This window comes from Nonomuraea turkmeniaca (genome assembly GCF_005889735.1).
In the GTDB taxonomy this organism is placed as follows: domain Bacteria; phylum Actinomycetota; class Actinomycetes; order Streptosporangiales; family Streptosporangiaceae; genus Nonomuraea; species Nonomuraea turkmeniaca.
Map to the genome: position 1 here is coordinate 1 of NZ_VCKY01000083.1, position 19,891 is coordinate 19,891.

Annotated in this window: 20 protein-coding genes; 6 read left to right on the plus strand and 14 right to left on the minus strand. The window is 70.9% G+C overall.

Annotated elements, in window-relative coordinates:
• Window positions 1-34 precede the first annotated feature (34 nt).
• The 9 genes from ETD86_RS23895 to ETD86_RS23935 all read right to left on the minus strand — a co-directional run bounded on the left by ETD86_RS23895 (window position 35) and on the right by ETD86_RS23935 (window position 9,670).
• The gene (locus tag ETD86_RS23895; protein ID WP_138668396.1) at window positions 35-1,387 is read right to left on the minus strand and encodes an MCE family protein; all 1,353 of its coding nucleotides are present in this window, start codon (window positions 1,385-1,387) and stop codon (window positions 35-37) included.
• Window positions 1,384-2,382 carry an MCE family protein gene (locus ETD86_RS23900; protein ID WP_138668397.1) on the minus strand — a complete coding sequence of 333 codons (999 nt, stop codon included), beginning with the start codon at window positions 2,380-2,382 and terminating at the stop codon, window positions 1,384-1,386. The genes ETD86_RS23895 and ETD86_RS23900 overlap by 4 nt, the downstream gene beginning before the upstream one ends.
• Complete coding sequence (locus ETD86_RS23905) at window positions 2,379-3,404, minus strand: MCE family protein (protein WP_138668398.1); 1,026 nt, start codon at window positions 3,402-3,404, stop codon at window positions 2,379-2,381. The genes ETD86_RS23900 and ETD86_RS23905 overlap by 4 nt, the downstream gene beginning before the upstream one ends.
• The gene (locus tag ETD86_RS23910; RefSeq protein WP_138668399.1) at window positions 3,401-4,426 is read right to left on the minus strand and encodes an MlaD family protein; all 1,026 of its coding nucleotides are present in this window, start codon (window positions 4,424-4,426) and stop codon (window positions 3,401-3,403) included. The genes ETD86_RS23905 and ETD86_RS23910 overlap by 4 nt, the downstream gene beginning before the upstream one ends.
• On the minus strand, window positions 4,426-5,466 hold the full coding sequence (locus ETD86_RS23915; protein WP_138668400.1) for an MCE family protein: 1,041 nt from the start codon (window positions 5,464-5,466) through the stop codon (window positions 4,426-4,428). Before ETD86_RS23915 ends, ETD86_RS23910 begins: the two co-directional genes overlap by 1 nt.
• A gap of 1 nt (window position 5,467) precedes the next feature.
• Window positions 5,468-6,487 (minus strand): MCE family protein, encoded by a 1,020-nt coding sequence (locus tag ETD86_RS23920; protein ID WP_138668401.1) that lies wholly within the window; start codon window positions 6,485-6,487, stop codon window positions 5,468-5,470.
• Window positions 6,488-6,491: 4 nt separating this feature from the next.
• Window positions 6,492-7,346: an ABC transporter permease gene (locus ETD86_RS23925; protein WP_138668402.1), complete on the minus strand. Its 855-nt coding sequence runs from the start codon at window positions 7,344-7,346 to the stop codon at window positions 6,492-6,494.
• The gene (locus ETD86_RS23930) at window positions 7,346-8,137 is read right to left on the minus strand and encodes an MlaE family ABC transporter permease (protein WP_138668403.1); all 792 of its coding nucleotides are present in this window, start codon (window positions 8,135-8,137) and stop codon (window positions 7,346-7,348) included. Before ETD86_RS23930 ends, ETD86_RS23925 begins: the two co-directional genes overlap by 1 nt.
• 141 nt (window positions 8,138-8,278) lie before the next feature.
• Complete coding sequence (locus ETD86_RS23935) at window positions 8,279-9,670, minus strand: aminopeptidase P family protein (protein WP_138668404.1); 1,392 nt, start codon at window positions 9,668-9,670, stop codon at window positions 8,279-8,281.
• 123 nt (window positions 9,671-9,793) lie between these two features.
• Between ETD86_RS23935 and ETD86_RS23940 the strand changes: the two genes are divergently transcribed.
• From ETD86_RS23940 to ETD86_RS23955, 4 genes are all read left to right on the plus strand, one after another.
• A complete protein-coding gene (locus ETD86_RS23940) occupies window positions 9,794-10,222 on the plus strand; it encodes a CBS domain-containing protein (protein WP_138668405.1) in 429 nt (142 codons plus the stop codon).
• 25 nt (window positions 10,223-10,247) lie between these two features.
• Window positions 10,248-10,865 (plus strand): Rv1352/Rv1906c domain-containing protein, encoded by a 618-nt coding sequence (locus ETD86_RS23945; protein WP_484213960.1) that lies wholly within the window; start codon window positions 10,248-10,250, stop codon window positions 10,863-10,865.
• Window positions 10,866-10,955: 90 nt separating this feature from the next.
• Window positions 10,956-11,729, plus strand: coding sequence for a cyclase family protein (locus ETD86_RS23950; RefSeq protein WP_138668407.1), 774 nt, complete (start codon window positions 10,956-10,958; stop codon window positions 11,727-11,729).
• Window positions 11,726-13,432 (plus strand): thiamine pyrophosphate-binding protein, encoded by a 1,707-nt coding sequence (locus ETD86_RS23955; RefSeq protein ID WP_138668408.1) that lies wholly within the window; start codon window positions 11,726-11,728, stop codon window positions 13,430-13,432. Before ETD86_RS23950 ends, ETD86_RS23955 begins: the two co-directional genes overlap by 4 nt.
• Before the next feature lie 34 nt (window positions 13,433-13,466).
• Here ETD86_RS23955 and dhaM read toward each other — a convergent pair whose 3' ends face one another.
• From dhaM to dhaK, 3 genes are all read right to left on the minus strand, one after another.
• Window positions 13,467-13,841, minus strand: a complete 375-nt coding sequence (dhaM, locus tag ETD86_RS23960) for a dihydroxyacetone kinase phosphoryl donor subunit DhaM (RefSeq protein WP_138668431.1) — start codon at window positions 13,839-13,841, stop codon at window positions 13,467-13,469.
• A gap of 171 nt (window positions 13,842-14,012) precedes the next feature.
• A complete protein-coding gene (gene dhaL / locus ETD86_RS23965; RefSeq protein WP_246148103.1) occupies window positions 14,013-14,648 on the minus strand; it encodes a dihydroxyacetone kinase subunit DhaL in 636 nt (211 codons plus the stop codon).
• On the minus strand, window positions 14,648-15,628 hold the full coding sequence (dhaK, locus tag ETD86_RS23970) for a dihydroxyacetone kinase subunit DhaK (RefSeq protein ID WP_138668409.1): 981 nt from the start codon (window positions 15,626-15,628) through the stop codon (window positions 14,648-14,650). The genes dhaL and dhaK overlap by 1 nt, the downstream gene beginning before the upstream one ends.
• Window positions 15,629-15,673: 45 nt before the next feature.
• Between dhaK and ETD86_RS23975 the strand changes: the two genes are divergently transcribed.
• Window positions 15,674-16,849 carry a cytochrome P450 gene (locus tag ETD86_RS23975; protein WP_138668410.1) on the plus strand — a complete coding sequence of 392 codons (1,176 nt, stop codon included), beginning with the start codon at window positions 15,674-15,676 and terminating at the stop codon, window positions 16,847-16,849.
• A 21-nt stretch (window positions 16,850-16,870) separates the two neighbouring features.
• Window positions 16,871-17,617 (plus strand): lysophospholipid acyltransferase family protein, encoded by a 747-nt coding sequence (locus ETD86_RS23980; protein WP_138668411.1) that lies wholly within the window; start codon window positions 16,871-16,873, stop codon window positions 17,615-17,617.
• Window positions 17,618-17,757: 140 nt separating this feature from the next.
• Here ETD86_RS23980 and ETD86_RS23985 read toward each other — a convergent pair whose 3' ends face one another.
• Both ETD86_RS23985 and ETD86_RS23990 read right to left on the minus strand, forming a co-directional pair.
• Window positions 17,758-18,564 (minus strand): serine/threonine-protein kinase, encoded by an 807-nt coding sequence (locus ETD86_RS23985; protein ID WP_127932159.1) that lies wholly within the window; start codon window positions 18,562-18,564, stop codon window positions 17,758-17,760.
• A 56-nt stretch (window positions 18,565-18,620) separates the two neighbouring features.
• Window positions 18,621-19,871 (minus strand): MFS transporter, encoded by a 1,251-nt coding sequence (locus ETD86_RS23990; protein WP_138668412.1) that lies wholly within the window; start codon window positions 19,869-19,871, stop codon window positions 18,621-18,623.
• Between the last annotated feature and the right edge of the window lie 20 nt (window positions 19,872-19,891).

Consider the following 19,891-nt stretch of genomic DNA (forward strand, 5'->3'; position numbering starts at 1 on the left):
GTGCGGGGCGCGTCGGCGAGGTCCTGCTCGGGGGTCAAGGCGACTCCTCACGGCGGCGGGCGGCCCGGCCCGCCGCGATCCAGCCCACGATGCCACCACATGCCACAACGGCGAGGAATATCGCGACAATCAGCGGGACGGGGTTCGGTGTGGTGCGGGACGACGCGGCACCGGTGGCGGCCACGCCGCTGGGCGACGTCTTGGCGACGTGCTTGCTCTCCTTCGGCTCCTGGGTCTTCGGCTCCTCGGTCTTCTTCAGCGCCGGCTGCGGGGAGGCGGCGGCGTTCTGGCGGCGGTCGGTCCCGCGATCGTCGGCGGAGCCGGCGGGATCGGGGACGGGCGCACGATCGGGACAGGCACGCAGGCGGGGCACCGTAGGCGGCCCCACCGGGCCCGCGTACTCCTCGGCAGGCGTCGGCCCGCCCGGCACACTGAACACGAACGCCGCCTTCGCGTAGACGGTGTCGGCGCGCCGGTCACTGACGTCGTCGGTCAGGCTCAGCGCGGTGGGGACGATGCTGAGCAGATGGTGCACGTTACGCCCGGTCTCGGCCGAGAACGCCGGCCGGTGCGGCAGCCCGGCCGCCGTCAGCAGGCACGAGAACCCCGGCCTGGACGTCCTGATCGCCGCGTCGAGCTGCCCGAACACCCCGGGCCCGTGGTCGAGGAAGGCGTTCAGGTCGGTACGTGACGCGCGCAGCGCCGCCGTCACCGTGCTCAGGTCCGTGATCCCGGAGGCCAGCTGGTCCTTCCTCCCCGCCAGCGTGTGCGTGAGCCGGGTGAGCTGCACGGACAGGTCGTCGAGCACGTCGGCGTTGTCGGCGAGGGTGTCGGTCAGCGAGTGGGCGTCGTCGATGAGGTTCCTGATCGCCGGCGCCCGGCCGTCCAGCGCGACCGCCAGCTCATGGGTGATCGTCTTGGCGTCCCGCGGCGGCACGGCGTTCAGGAGCTTGCCGACGCCCTCGAACAACTTCTTGTAGTCGAGCGGGACGGAGGTCTTGGCGAGCGGGATCGTGTCCCCGGCCGCGAGCGTCGGTCCCTTGACGCCGGTGGCGGGCGGCGAGAGCTCCACGTACGGCTCCCCGATGGCGGACTTGCGCCGGACCTCGGCGCTCACGCCCTTCGGCAGGCTGATCTCCTTGTCGATGTCCAGGCCTACCACGATCTTGCCGGGCGCCAGCCCCACGTCGCCGATCTTGCCGACCCGTACCCCCAGATAGGCCACGTCGAAGCCGCGTACGAGACCGGGGGAGGAGATGAACTCGGCCGACACCCGGTACGGCCGCTCGATCGCGTCGAGCCGGATGATCGTGCTGAACGCCCAGACCGTCATCACGATCCCCAGCACCACGAAGAACCCCAGGTTCAGATAGATCCGGTTTCTCATCGCGGCGGCTCCAGCAGCAGGCGGAAGTCCTCGAGCCGGTTCGGCTTCGGCCCGCTGTCCGACCTCTGGGGCAGCAGCACACCCTTCAGCCACACGTAGATCAGCACCTGGCCGTTGGCCGTGATCGGCGGCGCGTCGAGGAACGTCTGGACCTTGGCCACCAGCGCCTTCAGATCCTCCTTGCCCCGCTGGATCGACGACGAGATGGCCTGCAGCTCGCGCAGCAGCGTACGCAGCCGCGCCGCGTGCCGCGGGTACACGGTCAGGTTGGCCTCCCTGGCCAGATCCGTCAGCGCGACGATGGTCTTCTTGATGTGCTTGCGCCCGTGCGCGACCCGCGAGGTGGCCGCGGCGAGCGTGCCCGGCAGCCGGTCCAGCTCGGCGCTGCCCTTGGCGAGGTCGTCGCCCAGCCTCGCCAGCGCGTCGATGCTGGTGGCCAGGTCGGCGCGGGCCGCGGAGTAGGCGTCGGTGACCTCGGCCGTCTGCTTGATCAGCTTGTTGACGTCGTCGCCCTGCCCGGCGAACGCGGTCGACGCGGCGTCCAGGATGGCGTTGACGTCCTGCGCGCCGAGCGCCTCGATGAGCGGTCCCGCCTTGGCCGTGACCTGCTCGATGTCCGGCTCGACCGAGGTGTCGGCGATGGTGGCCCCGCTCGCCAGGTACGGCCCCGTGGACAGGTCCTTGCCCTTCGGCGGGGTGAGCAGCACGTAGTTCTCGCCCAGGACCGACGTCTTGGCCACGGTCGCCGTGCTGCCCTGGGGCACCCGGTGCTCGGATCGGATCGACATCGTCACTCTGGCCCGGTAGCCCTGCAGCCGGATCCCGGTGACCGTGCCCACCCGCACGTCCGCGATCTGCACGCTGTGCCCGGCCACCAGGCTCTGCACGTCGTCGAAGACCGCGTGCAACGTGAGGTCGCCGGTGGTCGCGCCGAGCGTCTGCAGCGAGCACGACGCGGTGACGGCCAGCGCGAGCGCCGCGGCCACGGCCCTCATGGCCGCCTCCCCTGCCGTTCGAAAGGACAGTTGCTCAGCCCGCCGGGCAGGCACGGCACCCGCCCCAGGTTCAGCGCGTCGAACAGCGGCGTCAGCCACGCCCTCGTCATCGCGTTCAGTACGACCCGGATCTTCAGCACGTGCTGCTTCTTGTCCCACGCGTCGATGATCACGTCGGCGAAGTCGGCCGCGCCCTTGACGGCCTGTGCCATGGACGCGCTGTTGGCCCGGACCGTCAGCACCACCTCGGCCAGCGTGCCCGCGGCCTGGGGCAGCCGTTCCGCGTACTGCTCGATGATGACATCGCCGCGCTGCACGAACGTGGCCATGCTGGACAGGAAGCCGCGCAATCGCCGCCGCTCCTCGGCCAGGATCGCGCTGGCCTCGGAGAAGGCGTCGATCGCGCCGGTCACCTGGGTCTCGCGCTCGTTGAGCGTGGTGGCCAGCCGGTTCAGCCCTTTGGCGAGGTCGATGAGCTGCTGGTCCTGCTTGGCGAGGGTGCCGGTGAGCTCGGCGGTGTCGGCGATCGCGTTGTTGATCGTCTTGCCGCGGCCCCTGACCCCGTCGGCCAGGTCCCCGGCCACGTCGCCCAGCTTGTCGTCGTCGAGCGCGTCGGTCAGCTTGGTGAACGCGTCGAGCGCGTCGTCGATCTCCACCGGCAGGTCGGTGCGCTCCAGCGGGATGGTGGCGCCGGGCGCGATCTTCGCGTCGCCGGGCTTCCACGGGGGGTAGAGGACGACGTTGCGCTCGCCGAGGGTGTTCTGCGGCGCGACGACGGCCTTCACATCGGCCGGCAGCGGCACGTCGCGGTCCAGCCGCAGCCCGACCCGCACCTTGTCGCCGTCGATGCGGATGCTGTCCACGTATCCGGCATCGAGGCCCATCACCTTGATCCGCGCCTCCTCGTACAGGGATGGCGCCTTGCTGAAGATCGCCACCAGCCGGTACGGCTCCGCCCCCAGAACGGAACACCCGGACGTCAGGAACACCCCGGCGACCAGCACCGCCACGAACCGCCTCATCGGTCGTTCCTCCTGTCCTTGGCGATGGCGGCGAGCACCTCCGGGTTGATGGGGCCGAGGCCCGTGGCTATGGCCTCGAGCCACGGGCCTTGACCGCCCATCGTGGACAGGCCGGTGAACGTCGGGCCCGCCCAGGCCAGGAGCGAATTGAGCTGCTGGTTGCCGTCGCTGAGCCGGGTGGTGATGGCCGCGTTGTCGTCGAGGACCTGGATCAGCGAGCGCTCGTGCTCGTTGATCAGCCGGGTGGTGCTCTGCACCAGGTCGCTGCCGTCCCCGAGCAGGACCCGCAGCTCGTTCCTGCGCTTGCGCAGCTCGCTCAGCATGACCTCGATGCCGTCGATGAGCCGGACGAGCTGCTTGTCCTTCTTCTCCAGCACATCCATGATCTTGGTGCCGTGGTCGAGGAGCCGCTGCAGCTGCGGCTCGCTCTTGCTGATGGTGTCCGACAGGTCGCCGATGTTCTTCATCAGCCGGGTGATCCGGCCGCGCTTGGCGAGGTCGACCTTGCCGAGCTCGGTGAGCAGGTCGTCCACCGCCTCGGTGTCCAGGCGCTCGACCAGGCGGGTCGCGTCCTTGATGGCGTCGTTGATCAGCGTGGGCACGCCGGTCCTGTCCATGGGGATGCGCCGCCGGGCCTCGGGCAGCTGGTCCATGTACGGGGACGACACGGCGCCGGTGAGCTTGACGTAGCGGCCGCCGAGCAGGTTCGACAGGGCGATGTCCGCGCGGGTGCCACGGCCGAGCCGCACGCCGTCGTCGACCCGCCAGGTGACGAGCACGTGCCCCTGCGCGTAGTCGGGCCGCACCTCGGTGACCTCGCCGACGCGTACCCCGGCGACCCTGACGTCGTTGCCGGTGCGCACGCCGCCGGAGTCGGCGAACACGCCCGACATCGTGTACCCGCCCTCCAGCAGGCCGAGGCTCCCGACCAGGAACGTGGCGGCGAGGATCATGGCGAGCGTGGCCATCGACACCAGGCCGACGGCGTACTTGTTGCGATCCCTGAAGGACTTGAGCGCCATCACCGGCCCCCCACCATGAGCTTCTGGAGGTCCTCGGTGCTCTGCACCCGGGTGTTGCGCAGCGGCGGCGGGGTCTGCATCCCGTACGGGCACGGCGCCGGGCCAAGGGCCAGGCACGGGACCGCCGTGATGAAGTAGTGGCCGCGGTTGACGGTGGTGTAGCCGCGGGCGAGCGACGGCTGCAGCGTGGTGACCGCCTTGTCGATCTTGCCGATGTTCCTGCGGATGCCGCCGGTCAGCCCGGTCAGGTTGTCGACCAGCGCGCCGAGCTCGTCGGCGTTCTTGCCGAGCACCTCGTTCTGGGTGTGGATCGTGGTGGACAGCTCCACCAGCGAGTCGTCGATCAGCTTGCGGTTGCGGGCGAAGGCGTCCGACAGCGTGACCAGGTTGTCGACGAGCTGCTCGATCTGCTTGTCCCGCCGCGCGACCACGCCGGTCACGGTGGCGTAGTCCTCCAGCAGCTGCTCGATCGTCTTCTTGCGCTCGTTGACGGTCGTGGTGATGGCGTTGACGTTGTCGAGCAGCCGCGGGATGTTCTGCTGGTTGCCCTTCAGCGACTTGGCGGCGGCGGTGAGCAGCTGGTTGATCTGCTCGGGGTCCAGGCTGCGGGTCAGCGGGCCGAGGTCGCTGACCAGCTCGCCGATGTCCACCACGGACGAGGTGCGGGCGATGCGGCCGCCGGGCGGCAGCCGGTCGGGGGCGGTGCCGGGCAGCAGGTAGACCACGCGCTGGCCGACGGCGTTGCGCCAGCGGATGGCGGCCTCGGTGTCGGCGGGCACCTTGACCGCGTCCTGCACCTCCATGGTCACCTCGGCCCGCCCGTCGACGACCCTGATGCCGGAGACCTGCCCGACGGGCGCCCCGGCGATCTTGACCTGGTCGCCCTCGGTCAGCCCCGACACGTCGTCGAACGTGGCGACCAGCCGGTAGCCGCCTCCCGTGCCGATCCGCTCGATCTGCACGCTGATCAGCACGATCAGCGTCACCGTCAGCCCGATGAAGAGCGCGAACCTGAGGAACAACCATCTCCGGCGGGCCACGTCAGCGCCTCCCGTCGGTGGGTCCGCAGGCGCCGACGATCAGCTCGCAGACGTCGGTCGCGATGAACGCCTCGACCTGGAGCTGGCGGGTGTTGCCCGGGCCCTGGGCCTCGATCAGCTCGTTGAGCAGGTCGAGGAGACGGTTGAGCCCGCGCGCGCCGTCGCCGGCCAGGCCGAGCTGGGCATAGATGAGCCCGGCCACCCGCTCGCCCGAGTGCACCCCGGCCCGCAGGTTCTGCCGGTGCTTGCGCAGGCCGTGCGCCGTCTGGCCGGAGATCGAGGTGATCTCGTCGAGCAGGACGCGGACCTTGTCGGCTCGCTTGAGCAGGTCAGGGGTGATGACGTTGACGTCGGAGGAGATGGAGACGAGCTCGTCGCCCTTGTCCGACAACGCCGTGCCGAGCGCGGCGGTGTCGCGCAGGAACTGCCTGGCCCGTCCGCGGTGCCGGTGCGCGACGTCGATCACGGTGCCGGCGTCGCCGATCAGCTCGCGCAGGTGCTTGCCCTTGCCGTCCAGCCCCTTGGCGATGGTGTGCACGATCACGGTGACCTCGCGCGGGTCGACCGCGTCCAGGCCGCGGTAGGCGGCGCCGAGGGTGTCCGACAGGTCCAGCGGGCCCTTGGTGTCGGTGATGACGGCGCCACTGGCGAGGAAGGGGCCGGTGGTCTCGCCCGTGCCGGGCGTGAGCGCGACGAACTTCGGGCCGAACACCGACGACGGTTCGATGGAGGCGACCGCCGTCCGGGGCACCTTGACGCCGGGCTCGACGTGCATGGTCACCACGGCCCGGCCCTTGGCGTCGAGCGACACGGCCGTCACGTCACCGACCGTGATGCCGCGGATCTTGACCGGCGAGTTCGTGTCCAGGCCCTGCCCGGACCGGACGAACACCGCGTCGATGCGGGTCCCGCTGATCTGGGTGGCGGTGCGGACGACGTACACCGTGGCCGCCGCCAGCACGGCGAGCATGGCGAAGGCGATGCCCACCCGGGCGGCGAGGGAGAGTTCGAATCGGGCCACCGGCTCACCCCGTCAGCGGTATGTTGCCGCCGCCGCCCCAGAACAGGTACGACAACAGCAGGTTGAGCAGCACGATCGTGACGATCGACTGGCGGATGGCGCGGCCCGCCGCCACCCCTACGCCCACCGGGCCGCCGGTGGCATAGAAGCCGTGGTAGCAGTGGATCACGACGACCGCGAAGGCGAACACGCCCACCTTGGCGACGCTGAACACGATGTCGCTGACCGGCAGGTACAGGTAGAAGTAGTAGTCGTAGACCCCGGGCGCCAGCCCGAACAACACCGTGCACATCAGCCGCGTGGCGAAGAAGCTGGCGAACAACGCGATCAGGTAGATCGGCATGAGCGCCAGCAGCGCCGCCACGACCCGGGTGCAGATCAGGTAGGTGAAGGCGTTGATGCCCATGACCTCCAGCGCGTCGATCTCCTCCGAGATCCGCATCGCGCCCAGTTCCGCCGTGAACGACGAGCCCACCTGCGCGGCCAGCGCCGTCGCCGCGATGATCGGGGTGATCTCGCGGACGTTGGCGAAGCTGCCCACCAGGCCCATGAACGACTCCGCGCCGATCGCCTGCAACCCCTGGTAACCCTGCAGGCCGACGGTCGCGCCCACGACGAACGCCATCGTGAACACCACGAAGATCATGCCGCCGCCGATGACGGTCGCGCCGACGCCCACCACGACGTCGCTGACCTGCCGTAAGACGACCTTGAAGTACCGCAGCCGCAGTACGACGTCGCGTACGGCGTAGAACAGGACCTTCCACACGAACAACGGCCAGTCGGCCAGCGTCGCGAACCGCTCGGCGAGATCCCGCCCCCGGAGGGCGAGCCTGAGACCGGCCGTCCGCGTCACCATCAGAGCGACCTCGGGGGGTAGGCCAGGAAGTACACCGCGGAGATCACGTAGTTGAACGTGAACACCAGCATGAACGTCACCACGGTCGCCTGGTTGACGGCCCGGCCCACGCCGACCGGGCTGGTCGCGCACGTCATGCCCTTGTAACAGGCGACCGCGGCCGCGATGAACCCGAAGATCCACGCCTTGAACAGCGTGACGTACAGGTCGGAGGCGACCACCAGGGACAGCGCGCCGTCGAAGTACGCGCCCGGGGTGACGCCCTGCACGACCACGTTGAAGAAGTAGCCGCCGCTCGCGCCGGCCAGGATGACCAGCGGGCACAGGCACACCGCGATCGTGCTGGCCGCCCACATGCGCGGGGTGACCAGGCGATGGATCGGGTTGACCGACATGACCTCCATCGCGGACAGTTCGTCGCGGATGTGGCGCGCGCCGATGTCGGAGGTCATCGCGCTGCCGCCGGCCCCGGAGATCAGCAGCGCGCTGGCCAGCGGCGCCACCTCACGGATCAGGCCGACGAAGACCGCGCTGCCGGTGGCCGAGCCGGCGCCGAGCTGCCAGGCCAGCTCGCCCACCTGTAATGCCACGGTGGCGCCCAGCGGCAGGGAGACGAGCAGGACGGGCACGCTGGTGACCCGGGCCAGGAACCAGCACTGGTCGACGAACTCCCACCACCAGCTCTTGACGTCCCAGCTGCGGCGCAGCCCCTCCAGGGCGATGACGAACAGGTCGCCGACCTGCCCGAGCACCGACCCGGCCTTTCGTCCGACATATCCGGACAAGGCCATGAGCTGACCACCTCCGCCGCCTACGGATCAGTCACCCTACTGACGGGTTGTCCAGTAGTCGACGCTTTCCGGCGAATTTGAAGAAAAGGTATGAGACCCAGCTCACACCTTGTCAGCCCAGCACGAAACGTGACCGCTTCGTTACGACAGGACACCCATCCAGGACTCGATCTCGTCCGCGCGCCGCGGCAGCCCCGACGACATCAGGGTCGCGCCGTCCGCGGTGACGACCAGGTCGTCCTCGATGCGGATGCCCATGCCGCGCAGCTCCTCGGGCAGCGTCAGATCGTCCGGCTGGAAGTACAGGCCGGGCTCCACGGTGAGCACGTGGCCCTCCTCCAGGACGCCGTCCAGGTAGACCTCCGCCCGCGACTTCGCGCAGTCGTGCACGTCCAGGCCCAGCATGTGGCCGCTGCTGCAGAGCGTGTAGCGCCGGTAGAGCCCGGTCTCCATGAGCTCGTCGGCCGAGCCCTTCAGCAGGCCCCAGTCCCGCAGGCCCTCGCAGATGACCCGCATGGCCGCCAGGTGGAAGTCACGGAAGCGGGCGCCGGGGCGCAGCGTGGCGATGGCCGCCGTCTGGGCCTCGTACACCAGCTCGTACGCCTGCCGCTGCACCGCGCTGAACCGCCCCGACAGCGGGAACGTGCGGGTGACGTCGGAGGTGTAGAGCGTGTCCGACTCGACGCCCGCGTCGAGCAGCAGGAGGTTCCCGGCGTCCAGCGCGCCGTCGTTGCGGATCCAGTGCAGCACGCACGCGTGCGCCCCGGAGGCCACGATGCTCTCGTAGCCGACCGCGTTGCCTTCGAGGCGTGCCCGCAGCCCGAACACACCCTCCAGGTACCGCTCGCCGCGCGGGTGCCCGAGCGCCTGGGGGAGTGCGCGCACCACGTCCTCGAAGCCGCGCACGGTGGCGTCCACGGCCGACTGCAACTCGCCGACCTCCCACTCGTCCTTGACCAGCCGCATCTCCGACAGGAACGCCTCGAACGCGCCGTCGCCCTCGCCACGCGGCGCCCGCGCGTCCACCGAGGCGTCCACGCCGCGCAGCACCCGGGCGGCCCTTCCGAGCTCCAGGTCGCGGATGTGCCGGCACTCCAGCTGGTACAACTCGGCCGCCTCCGCCAGGTCCGGCCGGCGGCCGGCCCAGAACTCGCCGTAGCGGCGGTCGCGGTAGAACTCCTGGCCCTCCTCGCGCGGCGAGCGCGGCCGCACGTACAGGACACTCTCCCCGGACGGCTCGATCACCAGCACGTCGTCCGGCTCGCTCGCGCCGGTCAGGTACGAGTACGCGCTGTGCGGCCGGAACCGGTAGTCGCTGTCGTTGCTGCGGACCTTGAGCGTGCCCGCCGGGACCACCAGCCGCTCACCGGGGAAACGCGCGGCCAGCGCGGCGCGGCGCTTGGCCGCCCACCGCGCGACCGGCAGCGCCGCCACATCGACCCGCCGGGTGTCCGCCCAGCCGGTGCGCATGAACGCGGCCAGTTCCTCGGTGATGGGTAGGTCATGGCTTCCGATGTTGAGCGGCTCGGTCATCTATGGTGTGTCCTTATATCGGATTTAGTACGGCAAGCAGCCTACGTGACGCCTTGACGCGGCACCCACGTCGTTGTTTGCCTGGACCCAGGATTTGGAACACTGAGGGCAGAGGTGGTGCACATGCTCATCGGGACGATCCTTCGCGGCAAGGGCAGCGACGTGACGACCGTGGCACCTGAGGCGTCCGTCCGTGACCTGCTCGCCAAGCTGGCCGAGCACAACATCGGCGCCGTCGTCGTCTCCACCGACGGCGTCACGATCCAGGGGATCGTCTCCGAGCGCGACGTCGTACGCCATCTGAACGACCGTGGCGCGGCGGTTCTCGGCGAGCCGGTCTCTGCGATCATGACGACCGACGTGCGCACGGTCGGGCCCGGCGACAACGTCGACGCGCTGCGGCGGATCATGACCACACATCGGTTCCGGCACATGCCCGTCGTCCAGAACGGCCGCCTGGTCGGCATCGTCAGCATCGGCGACGTGGTGAAGAGCGCCATCGAGGAGCTGGAGACGGAGAAGGCGTCGCTCGTCGATTATCTCCACCGTTGACAGGGGTGGCACGCTTAGGTCCGTGATGTACGGGCCTCCGGAGTACCCTCCTCCCTACCCGCGGGCGACGAGCAGTCCGACGATCATTCTGCTCGTTTCCGGGCTCGCCGCGCTCCTGGGCTTCCTCCTGGGGGTCTTCGTGGGGTTCGGCGCGGGGACGGTACCGGAAGGGGCCACGCCCACGATCACGATCACGGCGAAGGACACCGCCCCGCCCGCCGACCAGCCGACCACGGGACCGACCGAGAACGCGCCGCCGTCGAGCGCGCCCCAGCAGAGCGCACCGACCCAGCCCGGTGCCACGCAGCCCGGTGCCACGCAGCCCGGTGCGACCCAGCCCGGCGCTACCCAGCCCGGCGCTACCCAGAATGCGCCGCCCGGCGGGGGGACCACCGCTCCGGCGATCAACCCCGCCTCGTTGCGTACGCTCGTGGTCGGCAGGGACATCCAGGCGGGCACCTACCGCACGGCCGGGCCGACCACGGGTTTCTCCATGTGCTTCTGGGCCCGGATGAAGAGCACGTCCGCCAACCCGGCCGACGTCATCACCTCCGACATGCCGACCGGTCCAGCCACCGTCACCATCGAGCCCACCGACAAGGCGTTCCAGACCGGCGGCTGCGCTGAGTGGGCCCGCGCGTGATCCTTCCGGAGGGCGCGCCCGGCACGGCATGGCGCTTGAAGGGCTGAACGTGGCATAGGAGGATGCGCACAGCCCATCAAGGAGGATGCCATGTCGGTGTTGCAGAGCTTCGTGGACCATGTGCGTAGCGGTGCGATCGAGGTGATCGACCTGACGGCGCCGCTGTCGTCCGAGACGCCGATCCTCCAGTTGCCCGAGCCGTTCGGCAACACGATCCCGTTCCGGCTGGAGGAGATCAGCCGGTACGACGACCGCGGCCCCGCCTGGTACTGGAACGACATCCACACGGGCGAGCACGCCGGCACCCACTTCGACGCCCCCATCCATTGGATCACCGCCCGCGACGGCCAGGACGTCTCCCAGGTGCCGGCCGGCAAGCTGATCGCGCCCGCCGTCGTTCTCGACTTCTCCGCCGAGGCGTCCAAGGACCCCGACTTCCTCCTCCAGATCGACCACGTCAAGGAGTGGGAGCGCGCCAACGGACCGCTGCCCGAGGGCGGCTGGCTGCTCTACCGAACAGGCTGGGACACCCGCGCCGCCGACCAGGCCGCCTTCCTGAACGCCAACGAGACCGGCCCGCACACGCCCGGCGTCTCCGTCGAATGCGCCTCCTGGCTCGCGTCCGGCACGCCGATCATCGGGCTCGGCGTCGAGACCGTCGGCACCGACGCCGGCACCGCCCACTCCTTCGACCCCGCCTTCCCCTGCCACTCGTTCCTGCTCGGCGCCGGCAAATACGGCCTGACCCAGCTGCGCAACCTCGACCGCCTGCCCGCGACCGGCGCCGTCGTGGTCGCGCCACCCCTGCCCATCGTGGGCGGCTCGGGCAGCCCCGTCCGCGTGCTCGCCCTGGTGGAACGTTGATCGTCGCCGAAGCCGTGGGCCGCGCCCTGGCCGCCTGCGGCGCAGGCACCGTCTTCGGCGTGGTCGGCAGCGGCAATTTCCACGTCACGAACGCCCTCGTCGCCGCCGGCGCGCGCTTCGTCGCGGCCCGGCACGAGGGCGGGGCCGCCACGATGGCCGACGCGTACGCCCGGATGAGCGGCCGCGTCGGCATCGTGTCGGTGCACCAAGGGCCCGGCCTCACCAACGCCCTGACCGGCATCGCCGAGGCCGCCAAGAGCCGCACCCCGCTGATCGTTCTCGCCGGCGAGGCCACCGATCGCCGCTCCAACTTCCACATCGACCAGGACGCGCTCGTGGTCGCGGTGGAGGCGTACCGGGTGGCCGTGGAGGAACGGCGCACGGTCCTGCTGAACCTCCCGCTCGACGTCCAAGCCCGGCCCTGCGACCCGGCCCCTGGGACGCCTTCGCCGGTGAGCGGCAGCGAGCCCGGTGTGGTCGACGCGAGCGGCGGTTCGGTGGCGGAGCTGGCACGCCTGCTCGGCCGGTCCCGGCGGCCGGTGTTCATCGCCGGGCGCGGCGCCAGGCACGCTCGCCGGGAGCTGGAGACCCTGGCCGACCTGGTGGGCGCCCTGCTCGCCACCTCGGCCGTGGCCAAGGGGCTGTTCCGCGGCAGCCCGTGGGACCTGGACGTGAGTGGCGGCTTCGCGACGCCGCTGGCCGCCGAGCTGATCCAAGGAGCGGACCTGGTCGTGGGGTGGGGGTGCGCGCTCAACATGTGGACCACCCGCCACGGTTCCCTCGTCCCGTCGGAAGGGAAGGTGGCCCAGGTCGATCTCGACCGGTCGGCGCTCGGCGCACACGTGCCCGTGGACCTGGGCGTCGTCGGCGACGTGGCGGCCGTCGCCACCGCCCTGGCCGAGCATCTCACCAGTCCCGCCGCCGGGCCGGCCACGCCCGCCGCCGGGCCGGCCACGCCCGCGGCCGGCGCGGCCACGCCCGCCGCCGGGACCGGGGCCGGGACCGGGGCGCCCGGCAGTCGAGCGGCCGAGCCGCCCGACGCCCGGGGTTACCGCTCGCCCGAGATCGCGCGCCGCGTCCAGGCCGAGGGCCGTTGGCGGGACGTGCCGTACGAGGACGAGAGCGGCGGCGGCCGGATCGATCCGAGGACGCTCACCATCGGTCTGGACGACCTCCTGCCGAGCGAGCGCATCCTCTCCATCGATTCCGGAAATTTCATGGGATACCCGTCGATGTTCCTCGACGTCCCGGATGAGAACGGGTTCTGCTTTACGCAGGCGTTCCAGTCGATCGGACTGGGCCTGGCGACGGCGATCGGCGCCGCCCTGGCCCAGCCGGACCGTCTGCCGGTGGCCGCGCTCGGCGACGGCGGCGCACTCATGAGCGCCGCCGAGCTGGAGACGGTCGTCCGCCTGGGCCTGCCGATGGTGATCGTGGTCTACGACGACGAGGCGTATGGGGCCGAAGTACACCACTTCAGCCCGCACGGCCATCCGCTGGACACGGTCACGTTCCCGCCCGCCGACCTCGCCGCCATCGCCCGAGGCCACGGCTTCGCCGCCGTGACCGTCACGACACCGGCCGACCTGGCCGGCGTGGCCGACTGGCTCAAGGGCGGCCGCGACCGCCCGCTGCTGGTCCACGCCAAGGTCACGAGGGACCGCGGCTCGTGGTGGCTGGAGGAGGCGTTCAAGGGTCACTGATCCACGGGCGCCGGAGCCCGGCTGAGCGCGTTCCCTAGAGTTTGCGGAAGGCGCGGGCCTCCTCGGCGGCGGCCAGCACGTCGGCCAGCGAAGCGCCGGTGCCCGCGGTCACCGCCGCCGCGATCGCCCCCTCCACGAACGGCACGTCCGCCACCACGACCCGGCCCGGCTCCTCCACCAGGCGGCAGGTCAGCACCGAGCTGCCGAGATCGGGCACCAGGACCACCCCGTCGCCCTGATCGACCGCCCGCACCGCGGCCTCGATGAGATCCAGGCTCGTGCCCAGCCTGCCGTCGTCCGTCCCGCCGGCCGCCGCCACCGGCGGGTCCCTGCCGGCGATCCCCAGGACCAGCGCCACCGCCTCCGTGGCCAGCCCCGCGCTGTGCGACACCAGCACCAGGCCCACCATCACCCGGCCTCCGTCAGCACGCGAAACTGTCGCATGGCCATCACCCGGCCTCCGTCAGCACACGGAACTGTCGCATGGCCGTCACCCGGCCCCCGGCGGCACGCGGATACGCCCTCCCGCCGAGGCGCCCGCGGCGGGGCGATCGTTCCGGGCCCGTGCCGGGATCGGCCATCACACCGCCACGGTGGCCAAGGCCGCCATGAACAACGCCGCCGAGGCCGCGCCCGGGTCCTCATGCCCGATGCTGCGCTCACCCAGATAACTGGCCCGGCCTTTGCGGGCCTGCAGGGGGATCGTCGCCTGAGCGCCCTCCGCCGCCGCCCGCGCCGCCTGCTCGAACGCCTCCCGAACCCCCACCCCATCCCGTACGGCCAACGCCAGCGCACGAGAGGCGGGCGCCAGCGCGTCCACCATGGTCTTGTCACCCAGAGCCGCCTTGCCCAGCCGCTCCAGCGCCACGACCCCCTCCTCGAACGCCGCTGAGAAGCCCGCCAGCGTCACCGGCGCCCGCAACGCCTTGCCCATCTGCCGGAACACCGACCCGTACAGCGGCCCCGAAGCCCCGCCCACGCGCCGGATCAGCGTCGCGCCGGCCGACGTCAGCACCTGCACCGGCGTGTCCGGCGGCGACTCGGCCAGTGCCTTGATCACCTCGGTGAGCCCGCGGTCGAGGTTCGTGCCGTGGTCGGCGTCGCCGATCGCGGCGTCCAGCTCCGTCAGCCGGTCACGATCCCGGCGCACCAGCCTGGCCGCCTCCTCGAACCACGCCACGAAGCAGGCGGTGTCCAGCGTGTCCATGGTGTCCATCAACGCCCCCAGCGCAGCCCCGGCGTCTCGACCGGCGCGTCCCACAGGCGCGTCAGCGCGTCGTCCAGCAGACAGATCGTCACGGAGAAGCCCTGCATGTCCAGGCTCGTCACGTAGTTGCCGACCAGCGAGCGCGAGACCCGCGCCCCCTTGCCCTTGACGAACGCCGCCACCTCCGCGAACACCACGTACAACTCCATGAGCGGCGTCCCGCCCATGCCGTTCACCATGACCAGCAGATCACCGTGGAGCGGCATGTCGCCGTGGATCGCCTCCATCGCGATCCCGGCCAGCTCACGGGCCGAGACCATCGGCGCCCGCCTGCGCCCGGGCTCGCCGTGGATGCCGATGCCCAGCTCCACGTCGGTCTCCGGCAGGTCGAACGTCGGCTTGCCGGCGTGCGGCGTCGTACACGAGGTCAGCGCGATCCCGAACGACCGGCTGCGCTCGTCCACCTCGCCCGCCACCCTGGCCACCTCGCCCAGGGGCGCGCCCTCCTCTGCCAGCGCGCCCGCGATCTTCTCCACGAACAGCGTCGCGCCGGTGCCGCGGCGGCCCGCCGTGTAGAGCGAGTCCTGTACGGCCACGTCGTCGTCGACCAGCACGCTCGCCACCTCGACGTCCTCGACGAGCTCGGCGGCCATCTCGAAGTTGAGCACGTCGCCGGTGTAGTTCTTGACGATGTGCAGGACGCCCGCGCCGCCGTCCACCGCCTTCGTCGCGTCGATGATCTGATCGGGCACCGGCGAGGTGAAGATCTCGCCGGGGCAGGCCGCGTCGAGCATGCCGTATCCGACGAAACCGGCATGCAGCGGCTCGTGCCCCGAGCCGCCGCCCGAGACCAGACCGACCTTGCCGGGGCGCGGGCCCTCGGCCCGGTAGACCACCTGGTCGCGGATCCGCAGCGAGGGGTGGGCCGCGGCCATGCCGTTCAGCGCGTCTTCAACGACGGAGTCGGCCGTGTTGATGAGCTTCTTCATGGTCAAAACATCTGCCCGTTCTCACGAACGCGCAAGCGTCGTAGCGTGGGCGGAGTGGATGTCGTCTACACCCCTTACGATCCGTCGATCAACGACGACCCGTACCCCGTCTACGCGCGGCTACGCCAGGAAGCGCCGATCTATCACCATCCGGACCTCGACTTCTGGGCGCTGTCCCGGCATGCCGACGTCTCGGCGGCGTTGACCGACAGTGCCCGCTACTCCAGCGACCACGGCCCCATGCTCGATCGCGGCGCGTGGGGACCGCATGCGCGGACGTTCCTGTCGTTCGTGGCCATGGACCCGCCCGAGCACACCCGGATGCGGTCGATCGTGTCGCGCGCGTTCACGCCGCGCCGGGTCGCCGCGCTCGAACCCATGATCCGGGAGATCGCGCGAGGCTACATCCGGGAGGGCGTCGAGCGGGGCACGTTCGACTTCGCCCGTGACCTGTCCGCCAAGCTGCCGCTCGACGTGATCTCCGAGCTGATGGGCGTGCCGCCGTCCGACCGGGCCGAGGTCCGCCGCAACTCCGACCTCCTCGTCAGGTACGACCCGCAGGGCCAGATGGCCGACGCTGGGCTCAAGAGCATCATGTCGCTCGGCGACTACTACGCCTCGATCATCGCCGACCGCAAGAGCACGCCTCGCGACGACCTCGTCTCGGCGCTGGTGTCCGACGGCGGGCTGACCGACGAGGAGATCTCCGCGTTCGTCTTCCTGCTGATCGGAGCCGGCTCGGAGACCACGACGCACCTGCTCAGCGCCGCCTGGTACTGGGCGTGGCGCAACCCGGACCAGCGCGCCGCCGCCTTCGGAGGGGCTATCACGCCGTGGGTCGAGGAGTCGTTGCGGTACGACACCCCGGCGCACGGGCTGGCGCGTCGCCTCACCGAGCCCACCGAGCTGCACGGCACGCTCGTCCCCAAGGACGCCAAGATCTGGATCCTCATCGGCGCCGCGAACCGGGACGAGTCGGTCTTCCCCGACGCCGACGTCTACGACCTGACCCGCGACACCTCCCGGGCCATCAGCTTCGGCGCCGGCCGCCACTACTGCCTCGGCGGCCCGCTGGCGCGGTTGGAGGCGCGGGTGACGCTGGAAGAGCTGACGAAAGCCGTCTCGCCCGGCTACGAGGTTCACGAGGAAGGCATCAAGCGCACCGCGCACGGCAACGTGCGGGGCATGGTCCGTCTCCCCACCACCGTCAGAGCGGCTTGAAGAGACTGCTACCTTCTGGTCATGGCTGAGATCGTGTACCCGCCGGTTATCGCCGCCGCGCGGACCCTGTTCCGCGCGCTCGACATCCGTTTCCACCTGGAGGGAACCGAGCACGTCCCGCAGTCAGGGGGAGCCGTGCTGGTGAGCAATCACATCAGCTACCTCGACTTCATCTTCGCCGGCTTCGCCGCGTTGCCGGCGAAGCGGCTGGTGCGGTTCATGGCCAAGCAGGACGTGTTCGAGCACCGCATCTCGGGGCCGCTGATGCGCGGCATGCACCACATTCCCGTCGATCGGGGGGCGGGCGCGGGGTCGTACGCGACGGCGCTGCGGATGTTGAAGGCCGGTGAGGTGGTGGGCGTCTTCGCCGAGGCCACGATCAGCCGGTCGTTCACCGTCAAGGAGATCAAGAACGGCGCCATCCGGATGGCCCAGGCCACCAATACGCCGATCATCCCGGTGGCGCTGTGGGGCAGCCACCGGCTCTGGACCAAGGGCCGGCCGCGCAAGCTGCTGCAGCGGCACGTGCCCCTCACCATCCTGGTGGGGGAGCCGATGCACCCGAAGCGGGGCGAGGACGTGAACCAGCACACCACCGACCTGCACGCCCGCATGTCGGAGCTGGTGGACCGGGCGCAGCGCACCTATCCGGAGATTCCGCCGGGGGTGTGGTGGCAGCCCGCCCACCTGGGCGGCACCGCCCCGACCCCAGAAGAGGCGGCGGCCATGGACGCCGCCGAGGCCGAGGCCAGAGCCAAGAAGGCGTAACCCCGGTCCCGGCCCGTGCGTCGGCGGGTTCGGGAGCGGCCGCAGGTGGGAGGCCGGCGGTGCTGCGGGTGGGGACCGCGGCACGGGCGTGTGACGGAGTCCGGTGGCCTGGGGCCCCTGACGGGAAGCCCGCGGGTGGGTCAGATGGCGGCCTGGAAGCTGCTGGCGCGCATGCCGGCCAATAAGCCCGCCGTCTGCTCCGGCGTGAAGCGCCGCACCGGGTCGTGGTGGAGCAGACCTTCGATCAGCGGCCGCATCACCCCGGCCCGGCGGGGCGGCGGGTAGGGGCCGCTCCTGGCCATGCCGAGCACCGTGGCCGCGTCCTGCCCAGGGTAGGGGGGCTGGCCTTCCACGGCGCTGTAGAGCGTGGCGCCGAAGGACCACATGTCGGCCTCCTTGCTGGCGGGCCCGCCGTGGAGCCGCTCGGGCGCCATGAAGGCAGGCGTGCCGCGCAGCCGCCGCGACGTCGTCATGCGGATGTCGCCCTCGGCCGTGGCGATGCCGAAGTCGGTCAGCACCACCCGGTCGCCCGTCAGCATGACGTTGGCGGGCTTGACGTCACGATGCAGCACGCCGGCCTGGTGGGCGGTACGCAGCGCGGCGAGCAGATGTTGCCCGATCGCGGCCACCGACTGCGCCGGCAATGTGCCGACCTGGGAGAGCAACTGGTGCAAGGACAGCCCGTCGAGGTATTCCATCACGATCCAGAGCTTGCCGCCCTCTTCGATCAGGTCGTGCACCGTGACGATGTTGGGGTGCGTCAGGCCGGCTGCCATCCTGGCCTCACGCAGCACCCGGCGGCGCACCATCTCGACCTCACCGGCCAAGGTCAGCTCCTTAAGTGCCACCGTACGGTGGAGGAGCTGATCGAACGCACGCCAGACGACTCCCATACCCCCACGACCGGCCTCCTCGTTCAGGAGGTACCGTCCGCCGATCTTCCGCATACCATCCCCTCATGCTCGGGGATAATCATGTCACTTCAGCACAGTGTCTAGGGTGACTAACGTGATCCGGATATGTCGGAAAGTGTGGGCGCGCTGGTCACAGGCCTAGAAATTCGTCCCGACAACGCGCGCCACACCAGTCCGACGCCGACCAAACATACTCCTGTCGCGCCCGCCAGGACGGCCGCAATCCCCGCGAACTCGGCCACGACGCCCCCGAGCGCCGCTCCCAGCGGCATCCCGCCCATCCCGACGAGGCGGTATGCCGAATTGACCCTCCCGAGCAACTCAGCCGGGATCAGCCGCTGCCTGATCGAGATCACCAGCACGTTGCCCCCCGCCCCCACCAGCCCCCACAGGACGGCGGTCGGGTAGAGCGTCCAGGGGGAGGGCACGATCAGGGGCGCCAGGAGCAGGAGGCTGCTGACCAGCCACGCGCCCACCACCGTGCGGAAGTCTCCGAAGGCGCCCGCGACGCTCCCGGACAGCAGGGACCCGAACACCGCGCCGACGGCGAAGGCCGTGGTCATCAGGCCGTACTCGCCCGGCTCCAGCCCGATCATCGAGCCGTCGCCCACCGCCCACAACACGAAGACGGCGAAGTAGGCGGAGTTGGCGAGGTTGAGCAGGCCCGCCGTGATCGCCAGGCTCCGCAGCACCCGGTGGGACCAGAGGTGACGCAGCGCCTCGCCGATGTCGCGGCGCAGCGGACGGTGGGCCGAGCCGGGAACGGCCAACCGGTAAGTGCCGCGCATGCCCAGCAGCAGCAGTCCTGCGGCGGCGTACAGCAGCGCCGGGGCGCCGAAGACGGCGGCGGGGAGGATGCCGACCAGGAGCCCGGCAGCGGGGGCGCCGAGGAAGTCGTTGCCGATCATCTGGGCGCTGGAGACGCGGCCGTTCGCCTTCGTGATGCGGTCGTCGGGCACCGTCATGGGGAGGATCGACTGCGCGGAGAGGTCGGCGAAGACCTCGGTCACCCCGGCCGCCAGCACGGCCGCGAGCAGCACCCATAGATCGAGCAGCCCGAGCGCCGCCAGGAGCGCGACGGCGGTGAGGATCGCGGCGCGCGCGGCGTTGGCCACCACCATGACGCGGCGGCGGTCGGCCCGGTCGGCGACCGCGCCCGCGTGCAGCGCCAGCAGCAGCCACGGCGCCGTGGCGGCCGCTCCCACGAGGGAGACCAGGACAGGGGAGCGGGTCATCGACACGGCCAGCAGGGGCGCGCCGATCTTCAGCACGCCGTCCGCGAGGTTCGACAGCGCGGTGGACGACCAGAGGAAGGCGAAGGAGCGCCCCAGAGCCGGCACGGCTCAACTCCCTTGGATAG

Coding starts and splice junctions, on each gene's coding strand:
- ETD86_RS23895 (WP_138668396.1), bottom strand. CDS start 1,387: ATGAGAAACCGGATCTATCTGAACCTGGGGTTCTTCGTGGTGCTGGGG.
- ETD86_RS23900 (WP_138668397.1), bottom strand. CDS start 2,382: ATGAGGGCCGTGGCCGCGGCGCTCGCGCTGGCCGTCACCGCGTCGTGC.
- ETD86_RS23905 (WP_138668398.1), bottom strand. CDS start 3,404: ATGAGGCGGTTCGTGGCGGTGCTGGTCGCCGGGGTGTTCCTGACGTCC.
- ETD86_RS23910 (WP_138668399.1), bottom strand. CDS start 4,426: ATGGCGCTCAAGTCCTTCAGGGATCGCAACAAGTACGCCGTCGGCCTG.
- ETD86_RS23925 (WP_138668402.1), bottom strand. CDS start 7,346: ATGGTGACGCGGACGGCCGGTCTCAGGCTCGCCCTCCGGGGGCGGGAT.
- ETD86_RS23930 (WP_138668403.1), bottom strand. CDS start 8,137: ATGGCCTTGTCCGGATATGTCGGACGAAAGGCCGGGTCGGTGCTCGGG.
- ETD86_RS23935 (WP_138668404.1), bottom strand. CDS start 9,670: ATGACCGAGCCGCTCAACATCGGAAGCCATGACCTACCCATCACCGAG.
- ETD86_RS23940 (WP_138668405.1), top strand. CDS start 9,794: ATGCTCATCGGGACGATCCTTCGCGGCAAGGGCAGCGACGTGACGACC.
- ETD86_RS23945 (WP_484213960.1), top strand. CDS start 10,248: ATGTACGGGCCTCCGGAGTACCCTCCTCCCTACCCGCGGGCGACGAGC.
- ETD86_RS23950 (WP_138668407.1), top strand. CDS start 10,956: ATGTCGGTGTTGCAGAGCTTCGTGGACCATGTGCGTAGCGGTGCGATC.
- dhaM (WP_138668431.1), bottom strand. CDS start 13,841: ATGGTGGGCCTGGTGCTGGTGTCGCACAGCGCGGGGCTGGCCACGGAG.
- dhaL (WP_246148103.1), bottom strand. CDS start 14,648: ATGGACACCATGGACACGCTGGACACCGCCTGCTTCGTGGCGTGGTTC.
- dhaK (WP_138668409.1), bottom strand. CDS start 15,628: ATGAAGAAGCTCATCAACACGGCCGACTCCGTCGTTGAAGACGCGCTG.
- ETD86_RS23980 (WP_138668411.1), top strand. CDS start 16,871: ATGGCTGAGATCGTGTACCCGCCGGTTATCGCCGCCGCGCGGACCCTG.
- ETD86_RS23985 (WP_127932159.1), bottom strand. CDS start 18,564: ATGCGGAAGATCGGCGGACGGTACCTCCTGAACGAGGAGGCCGGTCGT.